This window comes from Butyrivibrio sp. ob235, assembly GCF_900109475.1.
Taxonomy (GTDB): domain Bacteria; phylum Bacillota; class Clostridia; order Lachnospirales; family Lachnospiraceae; genus Butyrivibrio.
Genome location: NZ_FOBE01000007.1, coordinates 121,387 through 146,758, shown reverse-complemented (window position 1 = coordinate 146,758; position 25,372 = coordinate 121,387). Strand labels below are relative to the sequence as shown.

20 protein-coding genes and 1 pseudogene are annotated in these 25,372 nt (G+C 43.0%); 17 read left to right on the top strand and 4 right to left on the bottom strand.

Annotated features, from left to right (window positions below; genetic code table 11):
- Both BMW61_RS07850 and BMW61_RS22270 read left to right on the top strand, forming a co-directional pair.
- On the top strand, positions 1-1,317 hold a 1,317-nt coding region (locus BMW61_RS07850), incomplete at its 5' end, for an RNA-guided endonuclease InsQ/TnpB family protein (RefSeq protein ID WP_091820801.1).
- On the top strand, positions 1,299-1,472 hold the full coding sequence (locus BMW61_RS22270; protein WP_207650179.1) for a hypothetical protein: 174 nt from the start codon (positions 1,299-1,301) through the stop codon (positions 1,470-1,472). The genes BMW61_RS07850 and BMW61_RS22270, both read left to right, overlap by 19 nt.
- Before the next feature lie 285 nt (positions 1,473-1,757).
- On the opposite strand, the gene BMW61_RS07845 is transcribed toward BMW61_RS22270, so the two are convergent.
- Both BMW61_RS07845 and BMW61_RS07840 read right to left on the bottom strand, forming a co-directional pair.
- The gene (locus BMW61_RS07845; RefSeq protein ID WP_175475130.1) at positions 1,758-2,684 is read right to left on the bottom strand and encodes a methyl-accepting chemotaxis protein; all 927 of its coding nucleotides are present in this window, start codon (positions 2,682-2,684) and stop codon (positions 1,758-1,760) included.
- Positions 2,632-2,904 carry a hypothetical protein gene (locus tag BMW61_RS07840; protein ID WP_091820797.1) on the bottom strand — a complete coding sequence of 91 codons (273 nt, stop codon included), beginning with the start codon at positions 2,902-2,904 and terminating at the stop codon, positions 2,632-2,634. Before BMW61_RS07840 ends, BMW61_RS07845 begins: the two co-directional genes overlap by 53 nt.
- Positions 2,905-3,120: 216 nt before the next feature.
- Here BMW61_RS07840 and BMW61_RS07835 point away from each other — a divergent pair, with 216 nt between their 5' ends.
- A complete protein-coding gene (locus BMW61_RS07835; protein WP_091820795.1) occupies positions 3,121-5,580 on the top strand; it encodes a glycoside hydrolase family 2 TIM barrel-domain containing protein in 2,460 nt (819 codons plus the stop codon).
- 242 nt (positions 5,581-5,822) lie between these two features.
- Positions 5,823-7,232 (top strand): MFS transporter, encoded by a 1,410-nt coding sequence (locus BMW61_RS07830; RefSeq protein WP_091820793.1) that lies wholly within the window; start codon positions 5,823-5,825, stop codon positions 7,230-7,232.
- A 69-nt stretch (positions 7,233-7,301) separates the two neighbouring features.
- Here BMW61_RS07830 and BMW61_RS07825 read toward each other — a convergent pair whose 3' ends face one another.
- A complete protein-coding gene (locus BMW61_RS07825; protein WP_091820809.1) occupies positions 7,302-8,423 on the bottom strand; it encodes a helix-turn-helix domain-containing protein in 1,122 nt (373 codons plus the stop codon).
- A 44-nt stretch (positions 8,424-8,467) separates the two neighbouring features.
- On the opposite strand from BMW61_RS07825, the pseudogene BMW61_RS22900 reads away from it, so the two are divergent.
- Positions 8,468-8,608: pseudogene (locus BMW61_RS22900) on the top strand (methylglyoxal synthase); the annotation flags it as partial.
- Positions 8,609-8,616: 8 nt separating this feature from the next.
- Here the strand turns inward: BMW61_RS22900 and BMW61_RS07815 are convergent.
- A complete protein-coding gene (locus BMW61_RS07815; protein WP_091820791.1) occupies positions 8,617-9,603 on the bottom strand; it encodes an AraC family transcriptional regulator in 987 nt (328 codons plus the stop codon).
- A 210-nt stretch (positions 9,604-9,813) separates the two neighbouring features.
- Between BMW61_RS07815 and BMW61_RS07810 the strand changes: the two genes are divergently transcribed.
- From BMW61_RS07810 to BMW61_RS07755, 12 genes are all read left to right on the top strand, one after another.
- Positions 9,814-11,064 (top strand): L-rhamnose isomerase, encoded by a 1,251-nt coding sequence (locus BMW61_RS07810; RefSeq protein WP_026497991.1) that lies wholly within the window; start codon positions 9,814-9,816, stop codon positions 11,062-11,064.
- Between the two features lie 16 nt (positions 11,065-11,080).
- Positions 11,081-11,929: a rhamnulose-1-phosphate aldolase gene (gene rhaD, locus BMW61_RS07805; protein WP_022762121.1), complete on the top strand. Its 849-nt coding sequence runs from the start codon at positions 11,081-11,083 to the stop codon at positions 11,927-11,929.
- 75 nt (positions 11,930-12,004) lie between these two features.
- A complete protein-coding gene (gene rhaB / locus BMW61_RS07800; RefSeq protein WP_091820789.1) occupies positions 12,005-13,456 on the top strand; it encodes a rhamnulokinase in 1,452 nt (483 codons plus the stop codon).
- A 462-nt stretch (positions 13,457-13,918) separates the two neighbouring features.
- Positions 13,919-14,761: a polysaccharide deacetylase family protein gene (locus BMW61_RS07795; protein WP_091820787.1), complete on the top strand. Its 843-nt coding sequence runs from the start codon at positions 13,919-13,921 to the stop codon at positions 14,759-14,761.
- A gap of 637 nt (positions 14,762-15,398) precedes the next feature.
- A complete protein-coding gene (locus BMW61_RS07790; RefSeq protein WP_091820785.1) occupies positions 15,399-16,118 on the top strand; it encodes a gamma-glutamyl-gamma-aminobutyrate hydrolase family protein in 720 nt (239 codons plus the stop codon).
- Between the two features lie 249 nt (positions 16,119-16,367).
- Complete coding sequence (locus tag BMW61_RS07785) at positions 16,368-17,204, top strand: sugar phosphate isomerase/epimerase family protein (protein WP_091820807.1); 837 nt, start codon at positions 16,368-16,370, stop codon at positions 17,202-17,204.
- 72 nt (positions 17,205-17,276) lie between these two features.
- Entirely contained in the window at positions 17,277-18,566 is a 1,290-nt protein-coding gene (locus tag BMW61_RS07780; protein ID WP_022762115.1) for a Gfo/Idh/MocA family protein, read from the top strand.
- A gap of 86 nt (positions 18,567-18,652) precedes the next feature.
- Positions 18,653-19,525 (top strand): sugar phosphate isomerase/epimerase family protein, encoded by an 873-nt coding sequence (locus tag BMW61_RS07775; protein WP_022762114.1) that lies wholly within the window; start codon positions 18,653-18,655, stop codon positions 19,523-19,525.
- A 30-nt stretch (positions 19,526-19,555) separates the two neighbouring features.
- The gene (locus BMW61_RS07770; protein ID WP_022762113.1) at positions 19,556-19,999 is read left to right on the top strand and encodes a C-glycoside deglycosidase beta subunit domain-containing protein; all 444 of its coding nucleotides are present in this window, start codon (positions 19,556-19,558) and stop codon (positions 19,997-19,999) included.
- Between the two features lie 120 nt (positions 20,000-20,119).
- The gene (locus BMW61_RS07765; RefSeq protein ID WP_091820783.1) at positions 20,120-22,528 is read left to right on the top strand and encodes a GH39 family glycosyl hydrolase; all 2,409 of its coding nucleotides are present in this window, start codon (positions 20,120-20,122) and stop codon (positions 22,526-22,528) included.
- A gap of 222 nt (positions 22,529-22,750) precedes the next feature.
- Positions 22,751-24,220 carry an MFS transporter gene (locus BMW61_RS07760; RefSeq protein ID WP_242876661.1) on the top strand — a complete coding sequence of 490 codons (1,470 nt, stop codon included), beginning with the start codon at positions 22,751-22,753 and terminating at the stop codon, positions 24,218-24,220.
- A gap of 108 nt (positions 24,221-24,328) precedes the next feature.
- A complete protein-coding gene (locus BMW61_RS07755; RefSeq protein WP_022762110.1) occupies positions 24,329-25,363 on the top strand; it encodes an alpha/beta hydrolase in 1,035 nt (344 codons plus the stop codon).
- Positions 25,364-25,372: the final 9 nt, after the last annotated feature.

Here is a 25,372-nt window from a genome sequence, read left to right as displayed (position 1 = left end):
AACAGGGCGAATTTCATCATCCGACAGTATGCTTCTGCCATAGAGGCATTTGACTCTTACAGGCCTCTTTTTCCCAATCAGATGCAGGTGTATAAACTTGTAAGTGAAACCCTTGAAGGGACAAAATATCATGCAGCTGGTTCATGGCTTTCTTATAATGCCCTTGATTATCTTCTGAAGAGTACCAGGGATAAGGCGTACTATGGTATTCCATCTCAGGCTAACCAGCAGATACTTAAGCTCCTTCTTAGGGATTACAAGTCGTTTTTTGAAGCAGTGAAGGCGTACGCCAAGACACCATCTGCATTTACGGGGCGTCCCCGTATGCCGGGTTATGTACGCCAGGGAAAATACAAGACTGCCATCCTTACGAATCAGATATGCAGGATAAAGGAAGATTCCTATATACGTTTCCCCGGGACAGCTAAGACTTTAAGACTTGGCAGGGACTTCCCCGAGGGGAAACTTAAGGAAGTACGGATAAAACCACATGGTAAGGACTTTGTGATGGATGTGGTGATCGATGTCTTAACAGTGGGTATAGAGCCTTTGGATGACAAGGGTGTTCTCAGATCTCTTTCATCAAAAGATGACATTTCCGATATCAGGGTCATGTCGATAGATCCGGGTACGGACAATATAGCAGCTGTAGCGAACAACTTTGGAGCAGAACCGTTTGTGGTAAAGGGCGGACTGATAAAGTCAGTAAACCAGTTCTACAACAAAGAAATGGGGCGGCTCTCATCATGTGCCATGAAGTGCAATAACAGATACCGCACCAGGAAAATGAACATACTCACTGAAAAGCGCAACAGGCGCATAAAGGATGAGTTCCATAAGATAAGCAGACAGCTAGCAGACTATGCGAGGGATAACCACGTAGATGCAGTAGTGATGGGGCATAACGTATTTCAGAAACAGGAAGCGGATATGGGGCATATCAGTAACCAGAATTTTGTGCAGATACCAATGCTGATATTTGCAGATATGCTAAGATATAAGCTTGCTGAATACGGTATAAGATTTGCCCTGACCGAGGAGAGCTATACATCGAAGGCTGATTTTCTTGCCATGGATCCGATTCCCATGTATGAAAAAGGGAAGAATAAAGAATACTCTTTTTCAGGAAGAAGGATAAAAAGAGGACTGTACAGGCACTACGATGGAACAATAACAAATGCAGATATAAATGGAGCTGCCAATATCTTAAGAAAAGTATTCCCAAAGGTAACCCAATGGGATAGAGGCATAGTGGACATGCCCTGTTCTTTGGGATGCGTTAAGCATCCCAAAGGTTCATGCCGCTCTGCGGCATAACAGAAACCTCTTCCGACGCAGAGTCGGTGGAGGTAGTTCATGTTTTCAGATGGGGCGAAGAGGGCAAATCAATCTCTGACATGATGGAGGAGGCAGATGCAAAGCTCTACTATGGTAAACGAAATGGCAAAAACCAGGTTGTTAGTGAGTTATAGTATAAAGTGCCTCGTCACCCTTAAAAGTATTCTGGTAACGAGGCACTTTTATGTTAAATAGGATATAAATTATTTTTATGATATGGGTGTCAAAAGTCAAAAATGCGTACATGCTTGCATGTTAAGCATTTTGACTTTATGACCCGAACAAATATGAGGAATAAGCAATTTACGCAGTAAATTAGCGGTTTCCGAATATTTGCAGAATTGCGAAAATGACTTTAGTCATGGAGCAATTCGTATATCATATGGTGTCAAAAGGTACTTTTGACACCTACATCATTTTCATACTTTAAATACATTTATAAGGTTTTCTATTTCTTCTGAAGAATCACTTACAGCGGTAGCACTGTGATCAACACCTTTAGAATTCTCTGCAACCATCTCAGCGCTGGATGTGAGGTGTGTTGCGGTAGCACTTACTTCCTGAGTACTTGCTGACTGTTCCTCTGAAATGGCTGCCATAGAGGTTGCAATTTCATCTACACTGCCGACTTTGGATATCATTTCTCCAACAATATCGCTGGTTTCGTCAAGATTCTTGAAGATTTCTTCAAAGGTAGCGCCTGCAGTATCAACAGCATCCATGTTAGAGCGAATCTCATCCATGTTGGATTGAGATTTGCGTGAAAGCTCCTCAATCTGAATAGTGATATCCTTTATGATGGAAGATATCTGTTGGGTTGAATCAGCAGAGTTCTGCGCAAGCTGTCCAATTTCCTGTGCAACAACGGCAAAACCTTTTCCTGCTTCACCTGCTCTTGCAGCTTCAATGGATGCATTAAGTGACAGGAGATTAGTCTGGCTGGAGATGGAATTGATCATATCTACGATTGAGTTAATCTTCTGGGCGGACTCTCCAACTACCGAAACAACCTCGTTCATATCTGACATTGATTGTGATATTCCTGTCATACCATTCTGGACAATTTCCATGTCTCGCTGTCCGTCTTTTGCCTTAGTAACAAGAGAATCCATGACATCTCTTGTCCGCTGGCTCTTGCCTGTGAGGTCTGATACCTCCTGGGCAAGGGTTGTTGCCTGATTGGCAAGTTCTGTCACAGCGTCTGCCATATCATCCATAGCACCCTGTATCTGTTGCATGGCCTTTGACTGTTCATCGGCCTGGTAATTCAGGTCGCTTGATGCACTCTTGGAATTATTCGCTTCTCCTGAGAGAGCCTTCGTCAGGAACCCAACCGCCGCCATCATAGAAGTAATCTTTACCAAAGGCAAGGTATACATCGCTGACTACTCCGGGATAGGCTTTCATTCCGGGTTCCAAGGATTTTAAGATTGCAGCATCATCTGCGTAGTCTGAAACCTGAAGTGTATCGGCATACGCATTGTAATAGGAAACAATACCCTCCATCATTCCGGAGATGTCGGACGCATTTTTTTTTGCTTCCTGCTGTAGTCCGTTATTCGCCATAGTATAATCCTCCATTGTAGATTGTAGTAACATGATTATATTTTAAGCGATATAGCGTAATGGGGATAAATCGTGTATTAATTATTTGTTATTTTTATATTAATAAATGTCGGATTCTCCGCAAATTAAGAAGTGTTCCATCTAAACCTCAAATTATAGAATTACTTATGAACAGACTAATTTGTGCATAACGCAGTATTTAAGAGGTGGAACATAATGAAAAAAACAAAATGGAACGATAACTGGCTTTTCTGGAACAGCAAGAATGCCTTTGCTCTAGTGTGGAGCATTCCTGAAAATGCGAGAAAAATTACACTTCCCCATGATGCGATGATAGAGACAGAGACCCATGCTGATTCGCTTAATGGCGGCAATACAGGATTCTATGATGGTGGTTCCTATACTTATGTGAAGTTTTTTGAATCAAAAAAGGGTGACAGAAGCAGGAATATAATGCTCTTATTTGAGGGTGTTTACATGAATACCTTTGTCTATGTTAACGGTCAGCTTGCTGCTAACAGACCTTATGGATATTCAGAGTTCACAGTTCCGATTTCTCAGTTTTTAAAGGAAGAGGGCGAGAATGAAATTCGCGTTCAGGTGAGAAACAATGCATGTCAGAACAGCCGCTGGTACACAGGCTCCGGAATCTACAGAGACGTATACCTTCTTGAAGCGGATAATACTTATATAAAGGAAAACAGCTTCCTGATAACTACTGAAGAATGTAATGAAGAAGAGGCAACAGTACATCTTAAGGCATCTGTAAGGAATGCGGATATAGCGCCAAAAGACCTTGTTATCAGCTTTGGAATTTTGGACAGGAATGGAGAGCTTATTGCTTCCGATCAAAAGGTAATCAGCGCTAAGGCTAATTCTGAGATGACTGTTTTTTCAAGATTATATGTAGACAAGCCATCACTTTGGTCTGATGAAAATCCCGCACTTTATAAGGCTGAAGTTACGGTGTTCGAAGCAGAGGAAGAGAATGACGGGCAGACAGGCTGCGGAGAATCTCTGGATGATGAAACGGAGATCTTCGGTATCAGAAAGCTGAGACTTGATGCAAAGCATGGCCTTAGAGTGAACGGAAAAAGTGTTAAGCTTCGTGGAGCCTGCATTCACCACGACAGTGGAATCTTAGGGGCAAAGACCTTTTATGAAGCTGAATACAGAAGAGTTGCTATATTAAAAAAAGCCGGCTTTAATGCCATAAGAATGTCTCATCACCCTGCGGCACCTGCACTTGTAAAGGCCTGTGATGAACTCGGAATGTATATCATGGATGAAGCCTTTGATATGTGGACCAGGGCAAAATCAGACTATGACTATAATCTGTATTTCATGGACTGGTGGGAGCGTGATGTGGAAGCGATGGTCATGAAGGACTACAACCATCCTTCCGTTATTCTGTATTCAATCGGTAATGAAATTCCTGAGATCGGAACAGATGAAGGCGCAAGGCTTGCTGCAGAAATCAGCGGACTTTGCCACAAGCTGGATCCTAACAGATATACCCTTGCTTCAATAAACGGAGTGTTTGCGGCAGGAGATGCTGTGCCTAAGATTACTGCAGATGTTGCTGCATCTGTAGAAGATGGTGATGATTCCATAAACGTAAATGATTTCATGACTATCATGGATAAGTACATGGATAAAATTGTCGTACATCCTGAGATCACAAAGCGTCTGGACAAGGCCTGTGCAGCAACTGACATAGCAGGTTATAACTACATGACAGCACGTTACAGCCTTGATGCCAAAAAGGCTCCTAACCGTGTTATTGTCGGTAGTGAAACCTATCCTCCTGAGATTGCTGTAAACTGGAGAGAGGTTACAAAATACCCTCAGGTTATCGGAGATTTCACCTGGACAGGCTGGGACTACCTGGGAGAAGCAGGCGTAGGAATTCCTGCATATAAATTCGGTGAGGGCGGCTTTGGCGCACAGTTCCCTGCTAAGCTTGCTTATACAGGAGATATTGATATCACAGGCTTTAGAAGACCTTTATCATATTACAGGGAGATTGTTTTCGGACTAAGAAAAGCTCCTTATATAGCAGTTCAGGATCCCGCACACTATGGCGAGAAACTGATAAAGACACCCTGGGTAATGAGTGATACTGTTTCAGGATGGACCTTTAGCGGATATGAAAATAAGCCGGTTGTGGTTGAGGTTTATTCTTCAGGGGATGAGGTGGAATTATTCCTTGATGAAAAATCCATAGGAAAGAAAAAGGTTGTGGAAGGGGATAACTGCAGAACTCTTTTTGAAACAACTTATCAGCCGGGAACCTTAAAAGCTGTGGCATACAAAGATGGCGAGAACATAGGCGAATATGAGCTAACTACTGCAGTGGGAGATATGAAGCTTTTTGCTGAGGTAGATGGAAATATATTGGAAGATAGTGAGATAGTATACGTGAATCTTTCTCTTCAGGACTCTGATGGAGATGTTTTCATAAACTCTGATCAGAGTATTACGCTTGAGCTTGAAGGTGACGCTGAGCTTTTAGGCTTTGGATCAGGTAATCCCAAAGAGCAGGAGCCTTATAGTAGCAATACTTCAAATACCTGGAATGGACGTGCTCTGGCTATTGTCCGTAAGACACCGGGAAAAAAAGTCGTTCTCAAGGCAGGTATAGATTCAGGTATTAAAACTGAAATAGTACTGTGATAGAAAATTAAATAATTCGAGATATCATGTAATATAATGGAGTTTCCCCGATAACTGTCCGGAATCTAAAATATTAGGCCGGATTATTATTGGGGATTTTTATTTATATTTATGCATATTAAAAAATGTCGGATATAGATAAACATATTACATGGAGCAGGAAGTATTACCTTGCTATTATAATCTCACAAAGCAAAAAACATTGTTTACCACATTTAAAAAACATGAAAAGGAGAAGGACAATGGGGAACAATAGTAATTCTACAAATAAAGCAGAAGTCGGTGGTGCCTTTAGATGGTTCCATGCTACTTCCGTAAACGGCGGCGCGATGATGGTAGCTGCAGTACTGGCAAGTTATCTGTCTGTTTATATGACGGATACATTAGGGATTCCGGCAGCTATATGCTCAGTAATAATGTTTATAGCAACTCTCTGGGATGCGATAAACGATCCGATGATGGGTGTGATCGCTGACAGTACACATACAAAGATGGGACGTTACAGGCCTTACTTCCTGTTTGCACCGGTTCTGCTTACATTCTTTGCAACTATGGTCTGGGTAGACTGGGGCTTTACAAATACTACGGCTAAGGCTGCATACATTCTTATTATGTACATCGGCTACGGAATGACAGTTACTATGTACACAATGCCTCAGATGGCAATTCTTCCTGCAGCTGTTAAGAATGACGGCGAGAGAAATAAGATAATCACAATGGGAGCAGGATGTTGTGCCGCAGCATTTACAGTAGGTAACACCTTTACTCCAAACATCACAGGCTTCTTTAACAGCCTTGGATTTTCAAATGGCTATGTGCCCTACATGATCATTTGCGGTATTCTTTCATTTATTTCCTTCTGGGGACTTTTTAAGGCTTCAAAGGGACAGGAGAGATATCTTGCAAAGCCTGAAAAGAATCCTCTTAAGGGAATTGGAATGGTATTAAAGCACAAGGAAGTATATCCTAACATCATTGCCTGGGTAATGGCTTCAATGGGATATGGACTTATGTTTTCATCATCAGTTTACTACATGATGTATTATTACCAGAGACCTGACCTTATAGGTGCATACATGGGTGTTATTTCAATCGGCGCACTTATTTCAATGGTAGTTGCAATGCCTATCGTTCTTAAGGTATTTAAGACCGGACAGAGAGCACTTTGCTTCTCTCAGGTGACAACAATAGCATTATATGTAGTTCTTTTCTTCTTTGGAAAGACAAACTTTATCTTCCTCTGCGTGCTTACCTTCCTCGCATCTGTAACAGGAGCTATGCAGAACGCACTGGTTAACATTCTTGTAAATGATACTATTGATTTCATCATGTACAAGGAAGGAAAAACAGCAAACGGACTTGTTTCATCAATCAAGGGATTTGCACAGAAATGTGGTAACACGGTTACTAATTCAGGTATACTGGCAATCCTTGCAGCTTCAGGGTATGTGGCAGGTGCCATTGGACAACAGCCCGAATCAGCTATGTTTGCTCTTAACTTCATCAAGTTCGGAGCACCCAGCATTACAGGAAGCATTGTTATTCTCTGTGTAGTATTTGGACCAATCAAGCACTACAAGAAAGAGATAGAAGAGATGAAGTCCAAAATGCATGCTGAGGACAGTGAGAATAGTCTGAAGAAGGCTGTTTGATAAGAAAAAAGGGAACTGAGTCCGCATACGGTCTCGGTTCCTTTTTCAGTGTGTGAAGTTTGATTTACATTACTCATGTGAGAATGGAATGAAGGGGCTGTCCTTTTTATTGGACTTTCTGAAATCGGCCGGTGAGCAGCCATAGGTTTTTCTGAATACCCTGGAAAAATGATCGGCGCTGTTATACCCTATTTCTTCAGCTATTTCATTTACCTTCTGGTCGGTATTTATAAGCAGATTTACTGCATCACGCATACGAAGATTCTTAATAAGATCCGTGAAGTTTTTTCCGGTATTCTGCTTTATGAGTGTGCAAAGATGCGGCTCCGAATAGTGAAAAAACTCGGCAAGAGAGGACAACGAAAGTGTCTGATAGTTGTGCTGAATATATTGCAGTACAAGTGAAAAATCAGAATCAATATCATAGTTGTAAAAGGATATTGTCTTGCTGTAGTTTCGGAGAAGATTAGCAAAAAATAAATTGATTATGTTAATACAGCAGTTGTTACTATACCCGTCAGGAGCCTCTGATTCGATCAGAAGCTTTCGAAGGAAAATTCTGCATTCCATATTGTTTTCAGTAAAGAGCATAAGGTAATTGGGCCTATCCTCATTTCTAAGGATGTGCCTGAAAAATCCTGACAAAAGATCCTGATGAAGCATAAGTGAAGTGAAGGTACTTTCGAAGGTACTTTTCCTGATGCAAACGGTATAAACTATGCTGGTTTCATCATCTATGATGTAGTCATGATTGGAGCCCGGAGCAACTATACATACTTCACCTTCGTGCATCTTATGGGCAGTTCCCTCAAAATACAGAGTGCCCGCACCCTTTATCACAAAATCCAGCTCAAAATAATTATGCCTGTGAGCATAATTTCTGGTAAATCGCGGATGACGAATAGTGAAGACATCATAAAACTGAGGAATGATTTTTTCCTCACCTACATAGGAATTTATTGCATGCTCTACATCATAATGAAGAGGTATATTATCCACAAGCTTATCAAATTCATCATCACTTACTGACAGGGCATCTGCAGGAAGCCTGAAAAAAGATGGCGATGTACTAAGAAGCCCCTTTTCATTCATGCGCTGCATCATTTCGGTAAACTGAATCTTCATACCTGTGCGCTTGTAATATGAATTCATTTCATTTTGGAATTTTCCATAAGTCGTATATTTTTTCATGGCTATATCATAACATACTAAAATTCTTTTGAAAAAATAATGCAGATATTCTTTCAAAGCACTTTTTATGCGGAACAGGTACAACGGCTCGTATGATAACTGATGCAACAAATCTTCCTGTACGCGGTTATAATTCAGGCCCACTTGGCGGTGACCAGCAGATCGGCACTAAGATAGTAGAGGGGATATTTAATCACTGTATAAAACTGTGATTAGCCAGTCGGTAGTCTCTGGGACTGCAGCCATATATTCTGCGGAACAGACGATGGAAAAAGCTGGTGTTGTCATAGCCTACAGAGATAGCGATATCGGCAATAGGTGCATTTGAACGAACAAGAAGAGAGCAGGCCCTTTCAAGGCGCTTCTCCTGAAGGAAATCCTTGAAGGTGTGGCCTGTTTCTTTTTTTATTATGCGACTAATTGTGTATACATCTGCTTTTTCTGTTGCTGCAAAATCCTTAAGAGATGCGGTTTTGTAGGATGTATCAATATAGGAGAGGAGCTTAAGCGTTATCTCCTGTTCATAGGAATTCGAAGCAATATGAATAAGCTCAGAATGATTTGTGAGATTAAGGAAAAGAAGTCCCACAGTGGCCTGGTTTATGGTTCTGTTGTTTTTGTCGGAGTTCAGCATATTCCATATCAGGTTTTCCATTAAATTCTGAATGGGAAGAACATCCGAAACATTAAAATACATGTAGTTGCTGGTCAAATCCTTTCTGGTGAGGCAGCTTATTATGAAGTCTCTAAGGGCGCTTGGCTGAGCTCCCATCATAGGAAGCACCACATCAAAAAATTCCGGAAGTATCATGAAATTAACTGCAATATCATTCTCACCTGCCGGATATATTTCCTGAGTGGCATGCTGATTCAGGAAAAGAAGATCGCCTTCTTTCAGAATAATTTCCTGACCATCCACGATATGTCTTGTAGTACCATTGCACATATAAATGAACTCAACATAGTTGTGAGTATGCTTCGGAAAGTGAATAAAGCGCACATGCGGACGCATATCTATAAGGCGTCCGTTTTTTAATACCCTCGCTGAGTCAATCTCATCTGCGTGTTTGGACGTTTCTGGCGCGTAATACAGGTCGCGGTTTATATACTCGTTACCATCTAAAATTGATTGTTCTTCATCAGTGATAACGCTGAGTTTGTCTAGTAGTTCTTTGTTCATGACAGGTCTCCTTGCGTTTCTATATTGCTAACTTATCATGAATGATTGCTATCTGCAACAAAGGACGCATTTTTCTTCACACCTGGACCTTAAAAATTACGTATGGGAGTTTTAATATAATTCCAAGATGCTAAAGACGAGAGTTTTTAGCATTCTCTAAATAATTATTCGGGTTGTAAAAGGATAGGAAGAAAGGGAAGGTTATAAAAAATGATAGTTAAGGAAAGATATGAAGCAGCAAAAGAGCGTTATGCAAAGCTTGGCGTTGATACAGATAAGGCTATCAGCGAACTTGAAAAAATCAGTCTCTCAATGCACTGCTGGCAGGGTGATGATGTAGTCGGTTTTGATCAGAAGGGACCTCTTAGCGGAGGAATTCAGACAACAGGAAATTATCCGTATAAGGCTACAACACCTGAGCAGCTCATGCAGGATATAGATGAGGTATTCACACTTGTACCCGGAAAACATAAGCTCAATCTTCATGCCTGCTACGCAGTATTTGAAGGTGATGAATGGGTAGACAGAGATAAATTAGAGCCTAAGCACTTCAAGGCCTGGGTAGATTTTGCAAAGAAGCATGGCATTGGCCTTGATTTCAATCCCACAATGTTCTCTCATCCTATGGCAGAGAATGCAACACTTTCATCCGAGGATGAGACTGTTAGAAAATTCTGGGTAGATCACTGCATTGCATGCCTTAAGATATCAGAGTACTTTGCAACAGAAACCGGCGTACCCTGCATGATGAATATCTGGATTCCCGATGGTTTCAAGGATGTGATTCCGGATCGAATCTCACCGAGAAAGCGCCTGAAGGATTCACTTGATCAGATTCTTGCTACTCCTTATGACAAGAGTAAGGTATATGTTGCAGTTGAGTCCAAGGTATTTGGAATCGGCATGGAATCAGTAACAGTAGGTTCACAGGAGTTCTATTTAAGCTATGCAGCTAAGAACGGAATCATGTGCCTCATCGATTCAGGCCATTTCCATCCCACAGAGAATGTTGCAGACAAGCTTTCATCAATGCTTCTATTCAATGAAAAGATGGCACTTCACGTAACACGACCTGTTCGCTGGGATTCCGATCACGTTGTTATATACAATGACGACGCGAAGGAAATCGCGCAGGAGATCGTTAAGAACGGCCCCGACCGTTTCTTTATCGGAATGGATTATTTCGATGCCAGCATAAACCGCGTATCTGCATGGACAAATGGTATGAGAAACTTCCTGAAGGCACTTTTGAACGCAGAGCTTCAGCCTAATGAAAAGCTGTGTGCACTTCAGAATGAGCGCAACTTCACAGAGCTCATGTCACTTCAGGAGCGCATCAAAATGATGCCTGTCGGAGATGTCTGGGATTACTACTGCGAGAAGATGGGCGTTCCCACAGAAGACGAGTGGTTCGACGCCTGCAAGAAATACGAGGACGAAGTGCTCACGAAAAGAGCATAAAGAAAGGAAATATATCATGAAAGTACTTAATTCAGAATTTGCAAAAGGTTTCTGCCGCATGTGTGTAGACGGCTTCTACCAGGGCTGGCACGAGAGAAACGGCGGTAACCTTAGCTACAGAATAAAAGATGAAGAAATCGCATCAGTAAAGGAAGACCTTAAGGAAGACGGAGAGTGGAAAGAAATCGGAACCACCGTACCTGATCTTGCAGGCGAATACTTCATGGTCACAGGCTCAGGCAAATATTTCAGAAACGTGGAGATCGATCCCGCAGCAAATATTTGCATCATCAAAGTGGACGACAAGGGCGAGAAATACCAGATCCAGTGGGGACTTGTGAACGGTGGAAGACCTACTTCCGAACTTCCTTCACACCTCATGAATCTCGAAGTGTGCAAGAAGAGAAACGCAGATATCAGAGTTGTTTACCACTGCCATCCTGCAAATACCATTGCACTTACTTATGTACTCCCTCTTGACGGTGAAGTTTTCACAAGAGAGATATGGGAGATGGCTACAGAGTGCCCCGTTGTATTCCCTGACGGAATCGGCGTTGTACCGTGGATGGTACCCGGCGGACGCGACATCGCGGTTGCAACCTCCGACATCATGAAAAAGCAGGACGTAGCTATCTGGGCACACCACGGCATGTTCGCCTGCGGAACTGATTTCGACATCACCTTCGGACTTATGCACACAGTAGAGAAGGCAGCAGAGGTCCTCGTCAAGGTTATGTCCATGACAAACACAAAGCGTCAGACTATCGAACCCGATGATTTCAGGGCTCTCAATGAACCCTTCGGAATCAAGGTAAACGAAGACTGCCTCTACGAGAAAAAGAGCAACATAATCGGGGAGCGCTAACATATAAGAGCCTTCTCCAGTGGAGAAGGTGGTGCGAAGCGCCGGATGAGGGCATTAAACAAAGGGTATAGCAACATGAATATAAAATATTACTTAGCCGTCGATATAGGCGCCTCCTCGGGACGCCATATCCTTTCATGGATCGAAGACGGCAAAATTCAATATGAAGAAATACACAGATTCTACAACGGTATGGATGACGAAGGCGGTCACAAGGTTTGGGACACAGGGAGGCTTTTTGAAGAGATCCTTACCGGCATGAAGAAGTGTCATGAGATGGGCAAAGCACCCGCCTCCATGGGAATCGATACCTGGGGCGTTGATTACGTTCTCCTTGATAAAAACGACAACATCATTGGCAGCACTTATGCCTACAGAGATAGCCGAACCGAAGAAATGGACGGTGAGGTCTATAAGATTATTTCCGAAAAAGATCTTTATGCGCGCACCGGAATTCAGAAGGCTATTTTCAACACAATTTACCAGCTTATGGCTTGCAAAACCAAGGAGCCCGAGAATCTTGAAAAGGCAGAATCACTTTTGATGATTCCCGACTATCTGCACTTCCTGCTGACAGGGGTTAAAAGGCAGGAGTACACCAATGCAACCACCACGCAGCTTGTAAATCCGGAAACCAACGAGTGGGACATCGAACTTATTGAAAAACTCGGTTTTCCTAAAAAATTATTCGGAAAGCTCTCCATGCCCGGAACTGAAGTGGGTGACCTCTCAAAAGAGATTCAGGAAAAAGTGGGCTTTAACTGCAAGGTCATCCTACCTGCGACGCATGACACAGGCGCCGCAGTCATGAGTGTTCCGAATACCTCGGAGGATGTTCTATACATCTCCTCCGGAACGTGGTCGCTCTTTGGGTGTGAGCTGGAAAAAGCGAACACTTCGGAAACAGCGCGCAGTGCTAATTTTACTAATGAGGGAGGATACGATCACAGATACAGATTCCTAAAAAATATCATGGGCCTTTGGATGATACAGTCCGTGAAGAAGGAGTTTGAGGCAGGCTACAACTATACTTCCGGGGATGGTTGCAGTGATAACGCGGAGGCAGCAGATTATTCCTTTGCAAATCTCTGTGCAAGAGCTGAAAAGGAGACAATCGATTCCATAGTTGATGCCAACTCCGAACTTTTCCTTGCGCCTAAGTCCATGATAAGGGCGATTCAGGATGAGTGTTACAGAACTGGTCAACCGGTGCCTGTCACGCCATGGGAGATTTCGCGCGTGATTTACAGATCTCTCGCAGCGTGCTACAAACAGGCAGCAGAAGAAATCGAAGAGATTACGGGGAAGCATTTTGACTCCATAAATATAGTAGGCGGCGGATCAAACGCAGAGTATCTGAATAAGCTGACAGCGGGGGCAACCGGCAAGACGATTTATGCAGGCCCTTCGGAAGCAACAGCCATCGGTAACATCGGAGCGCAGATGCTCTCAGACCGCACTTTTGCTGATCTTAATGCCTTCAGACAATGCGTCTTTTCATCCTTTGGGGTTAAAGAATTTAAGTAATTGTCTTGACGACTTTTTGTAGGACACGGGGTGATAAATTATAAGGGTAGCGATGCTTGAAAAAAGTGTTAATAGTAGGGGGATATCATGAAACACAATCGCATTCTATACTTCGCTCCGATACTTATGACTGCAACTATGATGACGTATTTCGGCGTTATGCTGATGCTTGTTCTGATGCTCGCAGAGTAAGGAGTTTAAAAGCAATAATTGGCATTATCATAACAATAATGCCCAAGAACACAGTAGCCGTATATGTTACATTAATATGTAGCATATATGGCTTTTTTATATCATAGGAAATTGCTTTCCTATGATATAAAAACACTCCGTGAGGATGCGCACTCGCGCGAAAGGAATATGTTGCATAAATGCAACCGCGCTCGGCGCGAGAATGCCGCAAGCGGCATTCTTTCTTATTTGGAATATGCTGCTATTATATAGAAAAAAGGAGAAGGAACTATGGCAAATATGATAATGCGCTTTCCCGGAGGCCTTCCGAAGGTGCTTACTTTAAGCTATGACGATGGTGTAGAGCAGGATGAAAAGTTTATTGAAATAGTAGAAAAGAACGGATTGAAGGGAACCTTTAACCTTAACAGCGGTTGTTTTCCTCCGGAGGATGTGAAGTACGAGCCCGGCACAATTCACAGACGCATGCCTCTTAACCGTGCGAAGCAGGTTTATGCTAAGAGTAAATGGGAGATTGCAGCGCATGCCTACACTCACGCATCGCTTGTGGGACTTCCCGGGAATATTGCGACCGAGGAGATTGCAAAGGACAGAAAGGAACTTGAGGAGATTTTCGGAACCTTCGTAAGAGGCTTCGCTTATCCTTATGGTGCTTATGATGATACAAGTGTGGAGATTCTTAAGAATTGCGGTATTTGCTATGCGAGAACGGTGGAGGCAACACATGATTTCCATCTTCCCAAGGATTGGATGAGACTGCCTGCAACCTGCCACCACGCTGATCCGGAGCTTATGAATCTTGCAAAGAGGTTTGTCGAGACCAAGGACTGGTGGGATCCGATGTTCTTCTATCTCTGGGGACACACCTATGAGTTCGAACAGTTCGACAACTGGAACGTGATCGAGGAGTTCGCTGAGTATATTGGCGGCCGCGACGATATCTGGTATTGTACCAACATCGAAGCATATGATTACTGCCATGCATTCAGTCAGCTTATTTTCAACACTGATATGACTATGTGCAAGAATCCGACCTCCAAGGCACTGTGGTTCTCCTATGGCGAGAAAAATGTATATGTTCCTGCAGGAAATACAGTGACATTTTATGATTAAAGCTTAATGGGGATTGGGGATCGTAGCTGTGTAATACATGAATTATCTTAAGGACTTGGTATTTATGATTTGCAAATTATAGATGCCTGGTCCTTTTTGTGTGGCATTGTTATGTGGAAATCTGCGGAAAAGCTTATTGGTCGGATTTCACAGATGTATTTTTGGTAGGAAATCTGTGTTAATGAATACTTTGATTATTTCACAGATGAAAAAATATTAGGAATCTGTGGAATGGATAATTTGTCTATTCTCACAGATGAATTATTCTTAGATATCTGTGAAAGGATGTCTTTCATTGAAAACACAGATGTGCATGATAACAAGAATCTGCGGAATATGTAAAGAGGCCAAAAGCACAGATAGTGGTAGTTAAAGTCATCTGTGGAATATGTAAATGAGCACAAAACGCAGAATCCGGGAATAAAATCATCTGTGGAATAAGTGAAAAAGTCAAGAACACAGATGCCCGATAAAAAACTATCTGTGAAGTAGACGTGTGAAGAAAATGCAAACAATGCAAAAAATATGATATTATTATGAAAAGAGGCAAAGACGCTTTCAGAACGAACGTGGTCTTTGCCTTTTGTTATTTATAATAGGAAGTAAGACAGGACGGATTGATAAAGGGGATAATGAGATGATAGATAAGAGAAAACCAATAATTGGCGTATCGCCGCTTTTTGATGATGAAAAAGATAGCTTATGGATGCTTCCGGGGTACATGGATGGAATAACGCAGGCAGGCGGAATATCGATAATGCTGCCGTTAACTTCAGATAAAGAGACGATTCGTCAGCTTCTTGATACCGTGGATGGAATTCTTCTGACGGGCGGACAGGATGTGTCCCCGGAGATTTATGGAGAAGAGAAGCTTGATAATTCTGTTGTCTGCTACGAGGCAAGAGACAGCATGGAAAAAGAGCTGTTGGGGCAGGCACTGGAAAAAGATATCCCTGTTCTCGGAATTTGCAGAGGTATTCAGTTTCTGAATGCATATCTGGGAGGGTCGCTCTATCAGGATTTGGGGAAACAGCATCCTTCAGAGACAGAGCATCACCAGAAACCACCTTATGATGTGCCTGTTCACGAAGTAAATATTATAGAAGGATCCGGGCTGCATAAGTTGATTCAGTCAGATAGAATCAGCGTAAACAGCTATCATCATCAGGCGGTAAAAGAAGTTGCCGATGCCTTAAAAGTAATGGCAGTATCAGAGGATGGCCTGACAGAAGCTGTGGAACTACCGGGAAAACGCTTTGTGTGGGCATTGCAGTGGCACCCGGAATTTTCATATAAAAAGGATGACAACAGCAGACGGATATTCAAAGAGTTCGTGAGCCGCTGCTCTGATTGCTGAGTCTTATCCCTGTTATTAAATGAAACATATGTTGCTCATTTGTTGCATGCATTTTTTGCATGCACTTTTTTATTGCAATATTTGTGCCTTTTTTAGAAATCTGAACAAAGAGGAGCTCTTTTCAAAACGATAATATATAGACCATAAGATAACAAAAACGCAAGGAACAAAGCCTTGCATGTAACACATAAGATACCGCATCGAGGCGGTACCGGGAGAGTATTTTATAAGAAAAGAGAGGATATAAAAATGAGCAAACTTCCTGTTGCAATCCAGGTATACGGTCTTCGTGATCTTCTGGAGAACACACCTGAGAACTTCAAGAACGTAATGACAAAGATCAAGGAGTTCGGTTATGACGGCGTTGAGCTGGCAGGTCTTTACGGACTTGAGCCCGCTTTCGTAAGAGAGACACTTAAAGAGGTTGGTCTTACACCCGTAAGTGCACACGTTGCATTCGCTGACATGATGGATGATCTTGATAAGGTTATCGCAGACTACAAGGAGATCGGAGTTCAGTACCTTGTAATGCCTTACATGGCTGAGGAGTACAGACCGGTTAATCCCGAAGGATTTGAAAAGTTCCTTCCCCTTCTTAATGAAGTAGGAAAGAAAATCCACGATGCAGGAATGACATTCCTTTATCACAATCACGACTTCGAGTTTGTAAAGCTTCCTGATGGAAGATACGGATACGATGCAATGTTCGAAGCAATTGACCACGACAATCTCATGTGTGAGCTTGACACTTGCTGGTGCGATGTTGCAACAGGCCAGGCACCTGAGTTCATCGAGAAGTATTCAAACAGAATCCCGATCGTACACCTTAAGGACTACATCAAGAAGGGTGAAGTTAAGAACATGTACAAGCTCATCGGAATCGAGGAAGAGGAGTCAGAGGGAGATACAGGATACTTCGGATTCCGCCCCGTTGGATTCGGCCAGATGATCTGGGAGCCCGTTCTCGAGGCATCAGTTAAGGCTAATGCAAAATGGGTAATCGTTGAGCAGGATGAGCACTACGATGCAGACGTACTTGAGTGTGCAAGAAGAAGCCGCGAGTACCTCAAGATCTTCGGATGGTAAATCGAATTATATAAAACAATAAACAGTACATTCACGGAAAAATAATTTCCATTTAAATAAGGGAGGAAAACAATGAACACACCTAAGGAATTAAGAATTGCAATCATCGGTTGCGGAATGATTTCACACCGTCACATGACAGTTATCGAGAACCTCAACAAGAGAGGACAGAATCTTCGCGTAGTAGCTGCTGCTGAAATTGACAAGGACAAGCTTATGGCTTGGGGCAAAAAGTATGGCCTTTCAGAGGATTGCCTCTACCAGGATTTCAGAGAAATGCTTAAGAGAGACGACATCGATGAAGTAGAAGTTTGTGTACACAACAACCTTCACACATCTGTTGCAACAGCTGTTATGGCAGCAGGCTTTGACTGCTATTCAGAGAAGCCCATGTCAGCAAGCTATGCTGATGCAAAGATTCTCTACGATGCACAGAAGAAGTATGGTAAGAAGCTCGCTATCCAGATCAGCTCAATCTACAACCCTCAGACAAGAATTGCTAAGGAAATGATCGCTGACGGAAAGCTTGGTAAGATTTACCACTGCAGATCAGTTGGACACAGACGTCAGGGACGACCCGGCTATGATATGCCTTTCTTCAGCCGTGATTTCGTAGATCCTAACGTAGGCGTACACGGACCTCTTTTCGACCTTGGTATATATCACATCGCACAGATGCTCTATGTAATGGGCATGCCTGAGCTCGAGAGCGTATACGGCACAACAACCTGTGATTACTGGAGAGATAAGGCAATCGACGATGCAGTAGACTGCCACACACCTGTTGAAGATCTTTCAGTTGCAATCGCTCGCTTCAAGAACGGCCTTTCAATGGATATCTATGAAGACTGGGCTATTCACATGGATGAGATCGGAACAAGCTTCATCGCTGGTTCACTCGGCGGACTTAAGTTTACAGACGTTGACCAGACAGGTGGCCCCATGGCTGTTCCGGAAGGCGGACAGATCGTAGGCGGCGGTGCTCTTCAGAAGCCCAGACTTCAGTACTTCGGTGTTGATGAAAAGGGTCGCCTCTTTGATACAAAGCTTGAGTGTGCAATCGACGACGTTACAGGTATGCAGGAGCTCGCTCTTCACCCTGAGATGGCTATGTACAACGACAACCAGCTTCAGTGGTATTCATACCTCCGCGGAGATCTCACAGATGAGACAAGAATTGACTCACCCTATATCGCAATGCAGACAGCATTCCTGTCAGAGGGTGTTATGCTTTCAAATGAACTTGGCCGCAGCGTAACAGCTGAAGAGATCAAGAAGATGTCCAAGTCCATAGCTCTTCGTGAGCAGAAGACAGACTTCGGCGTAATCACATACGACTTCGACGAGTACAAGCCCGAATAAAAACACCTTAAGCCTTCTCCCCAAGGGAGAAGGTGGCACGAAGTGCCGGATGAGGGGATATAACATTAAAGAAAGGAATATTCAAAATGTATCAGTATAACAAAAAAGGCCCCAAGCGCGGCGTAGCTCTTTACAGCTATTCAGCAGAGTTTGGCCTTACCAAAACACTTGAAGATTGCTTCGAAGATCTCTATGACATGGGAGCTCATGGTATTGAGATTCTTGCAAATACACATATCGAAAACTATCCTTATCCCACAGATGAGTGGGTTGAGAAATGGCATCATCTCTGCGAGAAGTATGAGATCGTTCCTGTTGAGTACGGTAACTGGATCGACAGCCACGTTCTCGGTGACAGAGATCTTACAACAGAAGAGTCTGTTGAGATGCTTAAGAGAGACATCCGTCTCGCACACCGCCTTGGTTTTACAGTTATGAGAACCAAGATGCCCGTTATCAACGACCTTCTTGAGCCTGTTGATAACTGGAGAGAGATCATCAAGGGAGCACTTCCGCTTGCTGAGGAACTCGGAATCCAGATGTGCCCTGAGATTCACACACCTTCCAACCTGAAGGGCAAGCTTGTGACAGATTTCGTTGATTTCATAAAGGAGACAGGAACCAAGAACTTCGGACTTAACATTGACTTCTCTGTTTTCCGTACAGAGTTCAAGCCCGGTGAGTGGGTAGATCCCAACTTCACACCCAACAAGCCTGAGGATATCATCCCGCTTCTTCCTTACATTTACTGCTGCCACGCTAAGTTCATCAACATGAGTGATGACTTTGAGGAGACAACAATTCCTTACCGCGAGGTTATCAAGGTAATGGCAGAAAACGGCTACGAAGGATATCTCCTTAGTGAGTATGAAGGTGCTGACAAGTATGACGATGGCTACGAAGTAGGCCAGACACTCAGAAAACACCACATCTTACTTAAGGATGTGCTTGGTGACTAATACCGATTTTCAGAGAAGGAGAGAAATACAATGGAGAAACAGGTAATCCAGTCAGTTGGATTCAGAAATATAAAAGACGCAGAGGGCAATGTTACAGGCTTCCAGTTCAAGGTAAGACTGCCCTATTACAGAGGAATTTTCCTTTCACAGCTTCGTCCCGGCACACTTTTCGTTGACGGTGAGAAGATCGAGAAGGAAAACATCACCTGGAACATCAAGGGTGAGGATTTCACAAACGAAGAGATGGCTTCAGACTTCCATACACATTGGATGACAACAGTTCCCGCTGTTCTGAAGGTTAAGAAGGAAGGCGGCCTTGCACAGGGTTATCACGACCTCAAGTACGGTTTCTGCTGGACATCATCTTATATGCCGCCCATCATCCAGGACGGACTTGATCCTGACAAGGAGCCCATGGTTTACATGCCCGAGTTCGGTCATCACGTAAATGAGAGACGTCTTCTTATTGTTTAATCTGTAATATTTTGAGCGCTTCGATAGAGCTTACAGTAAGCTTTATCGGGGCGTTTTTTGCGTAAAAATCTTCAAAATGTTACAATTAATATTCACCAATAAATAAAAAAGGATGTTTCTATGAATTTTGATACATGCTCTTATGAAATAGTAAGACCGGAAAAGAATGAAAAACACATTATTATGAGCCTGACGCTTCTTTTTGCAATTGAGGGAAGTGCTACCGTCAATGTGCTTGAGGATAGCTTCGTCCTTAACGAGGGTGATGTTGTCATGATTAATCCCGGTGTTGAGTACAGTTTTGGAGATGTGGGCGAGTCCATTGTGGGACGTGCTCTTTTTTCCATGAAGATGATTGGAAGTGTAATGAAGGGCAAAAATGTGCTCTTTTACTGCAACTCGGTGGCTGATAAGAGTAAGTCCTATGAGGATTTGAGGAACATCTTTTACCATATGACGGAGGAGTATCTCTACGGATCGCGCCAGTCGGACTGCCGTATTGACAGCAACCTGTACCTGATTCTTGATACTCTTATAGAGAATTATCAGACACAGAACCTCAATGAGGCGCAGGGTAATCCTGACAACGATGTGCGTATGCAGCAGATGATGCAGTATATCATCGGCAATCTGGATCAGGAAGTTAACCTCACCGAGCTTGCGGAGAGCATGTATGTATCTGCATCCACTCTTTCCAGAATTTTCAAGAAAAATACAGGTGTGTACTTTGCTGACTATGTAACAAGATTAAGACTTCAGCAGTCACTTCTTTTGCTATCATCAACCGATCAGAACATGACGCAGATAGCGCTGTCCTGCGGTTTTACCAACTCTTCATCCTTTAACCGCGCCTTCAGAAAAGAGATGAATATGTCTCCTTCACAGTACCGTGAGCTTCACAGCGAGGATGCGAAGAAGGAGGAGGACGAGAAGAAGAAAATTGACGTTGAGATCAGGGAAAAGCTTGAGAACAACGTTGCTATTCACGGAGGCGTCGGAGTGTCAGACAGCATTTCGGTGGATTTGACCGAAAATGACGGTGAGGATTATGAAAAAATCTGGAACCGCATGCTTAATATAGGAAGTGTCAATGATCTTACACGTGCAAACATGCAGTATCACACGGAATATCTGCATGACAAGCTCCATTTTGATATGGCTCGTATCTGGACACTTTTTTCAACAAAACTGATGATAACGGATGGCAGCGGAAGGAAAGCCTGCAACTTTAACATGGTGGATATTGCACTCGACTTCCTTGTAAGAAATCACATCAAAGTGTTCCTCAGTCTTGGCAGAAAGCCTGATATGGCGGCTATGTCCACGGGTGAGATATATAAAATGGACGACTATATTCCTTTTGTGTCCAGGAAGGCCTGGGAGACAGCCGTTTCGGAATTCTTCAATCATATAGTCGACAGATACGGACTTAAGGAAGTATCTGATTGGATTTTCGAGCTATCTTCCATACCGATTCTTCAGGAGGAAAATATCAGATTATGGCAGGGGGATTCCTATTCCGTACAAGAGGCATACGATTTTCTGTATAAGACTGTTAAAAGGAAGATACCGGATGCAATGGTCGGCGGTTTCGGTGGAACGGTTGAGGATGACTGGGAGCAGCTTCGATCACTGTATTTGAGTCTCGTTGCAAAGGATGAGACGCCGGATTTTGTGTCCTTCCTGCTGTTCCCCTATGTGAATTCAGTTGATGACGAAGGGAACTATGACAGACGTGTATGCAAGGATCCTGAGAATGAACTGCGGCAGGTACGCCAGATAAGAGAGTTGATGGAACAGTCCGGATTATCGGACAGCAAGCTTTTCATAACCGAGTGGAATATTTCTATTTCTAACAGAAACTATGTAAATGACAGCTGCTTCAGAGCTTCATATATAGCGGGCAGAGCTGAGAAGCTTCTCGGACATGTTGATGCGCTTTCAATAATGAGCTCTACGGACTGGATCAGTAATTATATGGATACCACCGGACTTTTAAACGGAAGTATCGGACTTATATCCACTGACAGAATTCTGAAACCTGCTTATTATTCCTTTGCTTTTCTGAATGCGCTGGGACACAAGCTTTTGGCACACGGTGATCATTACATTATTACGAAAACAGATAACGGCAGTATAAGGATGCTGCTTTTCAATGATTCCTGGTTTTCTGCGGGATATTTCCTCGGACCGGAGGAGGTGCCACTTGAAAGGATGGGTTCCGGATCATATACGGTAGGACAGGCGCTGGAGCTTTCAGTAACCATCAGGCATTTGCAGGGTACCGGTAACTGGTATATAAAAAGGCGCATTCTTAACAGAAATCATGGAAGCATACTTGATGAGTGGCAGAAGTTCCAGTATGAGACAAGACTTACAAGGAGCGATGTGAAATACCTTGAGTCAATAAGCGTTCCGAAGCTCACTTTGGAGAAGGCGGAGCTTGAGGATTCGGATCATTCGATTTTGGTTAATGCAAGACTTGAGCCGCACGAAGTGTGCATGATTCATATCTTTTCAATGGATTAAAAGGGTGATGCAACGATGTTTATCATTTGTTGCATCACTCTTATTTTTTGGCCCAAAATATGAAACGTTTGCAGTAAATCGTGGAATGTATAGCAAGAGAGAATTGCATATAAAAGATAAAGTATATACATAACAAACGTGCACGTGTTTAACCCGTCCTTAAGGGTTAGGCAAAGAAAAAACTTTTAACGCAATACTATATTTTTAGGAAGGTATAAAGGTATGGGATCGAAATTTACATCCCATGACTTGGGAGGAAACGACAAAATGGTAAATCATGCTACGACAGAGGCATCTGATGAGAGGGTGTTAACACCGGTAAACAATGCTTCGAACAATGAAAAAAAAGAAAAGACTAACTGGGTCACCGGTGGTTTCTACGCAATGGGTGAGGTTGGCTGCCAGCTTTCATGGTATATGATCAATACCTACCTCACAATTTTCTACACAGATATCGTTGGATTATCAGCATCAGCTATATCACTGATCTTCGTAATAGCTCGTGTATGGGATGCTATCAACGATCCTATGATGGGTGCTATATGTGATAAGACAAAGACACGCTTCGGTAAGTTCCGTCCTTACATCATGTTCTCACCTATTTTCCTGGCAATCTTTAACATACTGACATTTACAGTATTCCCGCTTCAGGGCGCTATGAAAGTTCTTGTATGCCTGATCTGCTACATCGGCGCAGGTATGGCTTACACAGCACTTTGCATCCCTTACCAGGGACTTGTAAACTTTATCGCAAGAGATTCACAGGTTCGTATGGACTATGCTTCTTGCAGAGGTATCGGTTCAGGTGCTATCAGCATGATTCTTTCAGCTGTTGCAATGCCTCTTATCCTTTACTTCGGCCACAGCGCAACGCCTACAGCTCAGGGTTATTTCAAGACAACAGTTCTTTTCTCACTGCTTCTTATCCCTGTTTGCCTCCTTTGCGCATGGAAGTGTAAGGAAGTTGCAGTTCCGAAGGAAGAGAACGTAAAGCCTACACCTATCAAGGAAGCTCTTCCTTATGTTATTAAGAACAAGAACATCATGATCACAGTTTTCTCTACATTCTCAGGTGCTATGGGATGTATGGCTCGTATGTCAATGCTTACATTCTATGTAATCTATGTAATTGGAAACCCGATGATGATTTCACCTATCTTCACAACAATGACAGTTTGCCAGCTTCTTGGTAACCTGACACTTCCTTGGGGAACAAAGACATTCTCTAAGAAGGGCTACATGCTTCTTACAACATTCATCCAGGTTGCAGCACTTGTATTGCTCTTCCTTGTACCTGTAAACAACATGGCATTCATTCTTGCAGTTTCAGCAGTTATCGGTCTTACAATGGCTAACGCAAACATTGCACCCGGTATGATGTGCGACTCTATCGAGTATGGCGACTGGAAGTATGGCGTACGTGAGGTTGGTCTTACATTCTCACTTGTAAGCTTCTCAGTTAAGCTTGCTACAGCAGTTACAGGTGTTGTAACAGTATCACTTCTTTCAGCTATCGGTTATGTTCCCAATGCAGAGCAGACTGAAGCAGTTAAGGTTGGTATCAACGCACTTGTTAACCTCTTCCCTGCAGCAGTAATTGCACTTTCAGGTATCTCTGTTCTCTTCTATGATCTTACACCTAAGAAGATGAAGCAGATCTACGCTGAGCTTGATGCAAGAAAGAACAAGTAATTTTTCAAAAAACTAATGGTAACGATTTTTGGTATGTAATCGCGCCGGTATGTGAAAAGACATGCCGGCGCTTTTTACTTACTTTCCGACATAATAAAAGGAATCATTATGAAAATAGAAACAATAACACTTAATAAAGAAAGAAACGTAACTTTAACCGCAATGATCCAGGATGTAGGCGGAGAATTCAGAGGAGTGACCAAGCGCCCTGCAGTATTTGTAATCCCCGGCGGCGGCTATATGTTCTGCTCCGACAGGGAAGCAGATCCGGTGGCACTTCCGTATCTCAAGGCTGGATATGATGCCTTTATTTTGAGATATTCTGTTAAAGAGGATTCAGCTTGGCCCAATCCTTTGAATGACTACGATCAGGCTATGGATTATATCAAGGAAAAAGCTGATGAGTGGAACGTAATGACAGATAAGATTGCGGTTATCGGCTTTTCAGCAGGCGGACACCTCGCGGGCGCAGCAGCGACAATGTCAAAGAACCGTCCCGCAGCAGCAATTCTTGGATATGCAGTTTTAAGAGAAGATACTGCACATGAGATTACAGACGGTCCTTCAATTGTGGATGCTGTTGATGAGAAGACCTGCCCCTGTTTCTTGTTTGCAACAAGGACTGACAATGTGGTGCCAATCCAGAATACTATAGACATGATGAGTGCGCTGAACAAGTACAACACATCCTTTGAGTGTCATGTCTACGACTATGGTCCGCACGGCTTTTCAACCTGCGATTCAAGTTTGGTATTTAAGAATGTGCTTATCACTGAGAGAGCAAAGAACTGGGTTGATGACAGTATCGGTTGGCTCCGCGATGTTCTTGGGGATTTTGATGAGACCGGTATTGTAAAGCCTGTATGCAAGGCGCATGTGACAGACGACGGTGAACAGTGGCTCTCACTTGACTGCACACTTCAGAGAATCTTTGGTAATCCCGAGGCCGTTAAAGTGCTCTCTGACACTATCGACAGAATGCGAAAGGAGATACCTCCCTTTGCACCTGATCTCACCTTTGACGACATGATGATGGGAGTCCTTGGAAAAATGAAGATGAGAGATCTTCTCGCTGAAAGAAATATCGATGTTGATAAGTTTGACGAGATGGATGAGAAGCTTTCCAAGATACCTAATATTTGATGGGAGTAG

Excerpts from the sequence above, each read along its gene's own strand:
- BMW61_RS22270 (WP_207650179.1), top strand. The coding sequence starts at position 1,299 with ATGCCGCTCTGCGGCATAACAGAAACCTCTTCCGACGCAGAGTCGGTG.
- BMW61_RS07845 (WP_175475130.1), bottom strand. The coding sequence starts at position 2,684 with ATGATGGCGGCGGTTGGGTTCCTGACGAAGGCTCTCTCAGGAGAAGCG.
- BMW61_RS07840 (WP_091820797.1), bottom strand. The coding sequence starts at position 2,904 with ATGGCGAATAACGGACTACAGCAGGAAGCAAAAAAAAATGCGTCCGAC.
- BMW61_RS07835 (WP_091820795.1), top strand. The coding sequence starts at position 3,121 with ATGAAAAAAACAAAATGGAACGATAACTGGCTTTTCTGGAACAGCAAG.
- BMW61_RS07830 (WP_091820793.1), top strand. The coding sequence starts at position 5,823 with ATGGGGAACAATAGTAATTCTACAAATAAAGCAGAAGTCGGTGGTGCC.
- BMW61_RS07825 (WP_091820809.1), bottom strand. The coding sequence starts at position 8,423 with ATGAAAAAATATACGACTTATGGAAAATTCCAAAATGAAATGAATTCA.
- BMW61_RS07815 (WP_091820791.1), bottom strand. The coding sequence starts at position 9,603 with ATGAACAAAGAACTACTAGACAAACTCAGCGTTATCACTGATGAAGAA.
- BMW61_RS07810 (WP_026497991.1), top strand. The coding sequence starts at position 9,814 with ATGATAGTTAAGGAAAGATATGAAGCAGCAAAAGAGCGTTATGCAAAG.
- rhaD (WP_022762121.1), top strand. The coding sequence starts at position 11,081 with ATGAAAGTACTTAATTCAGAATTTGCAAAAGGTTTCTGCCGCATGTGT.
- rhaB (WP_091820789.1), top strand. The coding sequence starts at position 12,005 with ATGAATATAAAATATTACTTAGCCGTCGATATAGGCGCCTCCTCGGGA.
- BMW61_RS07795 (WP_091820787.1), top strand. The coding sequence starts at position 13,919 with ATGGCAAATATGATAATGCGCTTTCCCGGAGGCCTTCCGAAGGTGCTT.
- BMW61_RS07790 (WP_091820785.1), top strand. The coding sequence starts at position 15,399 with ATGATAGATAAGAGAAAACCAATAATTGGCGTATCGCCGCTTTTTGAT.
- BMW61_RS07785 (WP_091820807.1), top strand. The coding sequence starts at position 16,368 with ATGAGCAAACTTCCTGTTGCAATCCAGGTATACGGTCTTCGTGATCTT.
- BMW61_RS07780 (WP_022762115.1), top strand. The coding sequence starts at position 17,277 with ATGAACACACCTAAGGAATTAAGAATTGCAATCATCGGTTGCGGAATG.
- BMW61_RS07775 (WP_022762114.1), top strand. The coding sequence starts at position 18,653 with ATGTATCAGTATAACAAAAAAGGCCCCAAGCGCGGCGTAGCTCTTTAC.
- BMW61_RS07770 (WP_022762113.1), top strand. The coding sequence starts at position 19,556 with ATGGAGAAACAGGTAATCCAGTCAGTTGGATTCAGAAATATAAAAGAC.
- BMW61_RS07765 (WP_091820783.1), top strand. The coding sequence starts at position 20,120 with ATGAATTTTGATACATGCTCTTATGAAATAGTAAGACCGGAAAAGAAT.
- BMW61_RS07760 (WP_242876661.1), top strand. The coding sequence starts at position 22,751 with ATGGGATCGAAATTTACATCCCATGACTTGGGAGGAAACGACAAAATG.
- BMW61_RS07755 (WP_022762110.1), top strand. The coding sequence starts at position 24,329 with ATGAAAATAGAAACAATAACACTTAATAAAGAAAGAAACGTAACTTTA.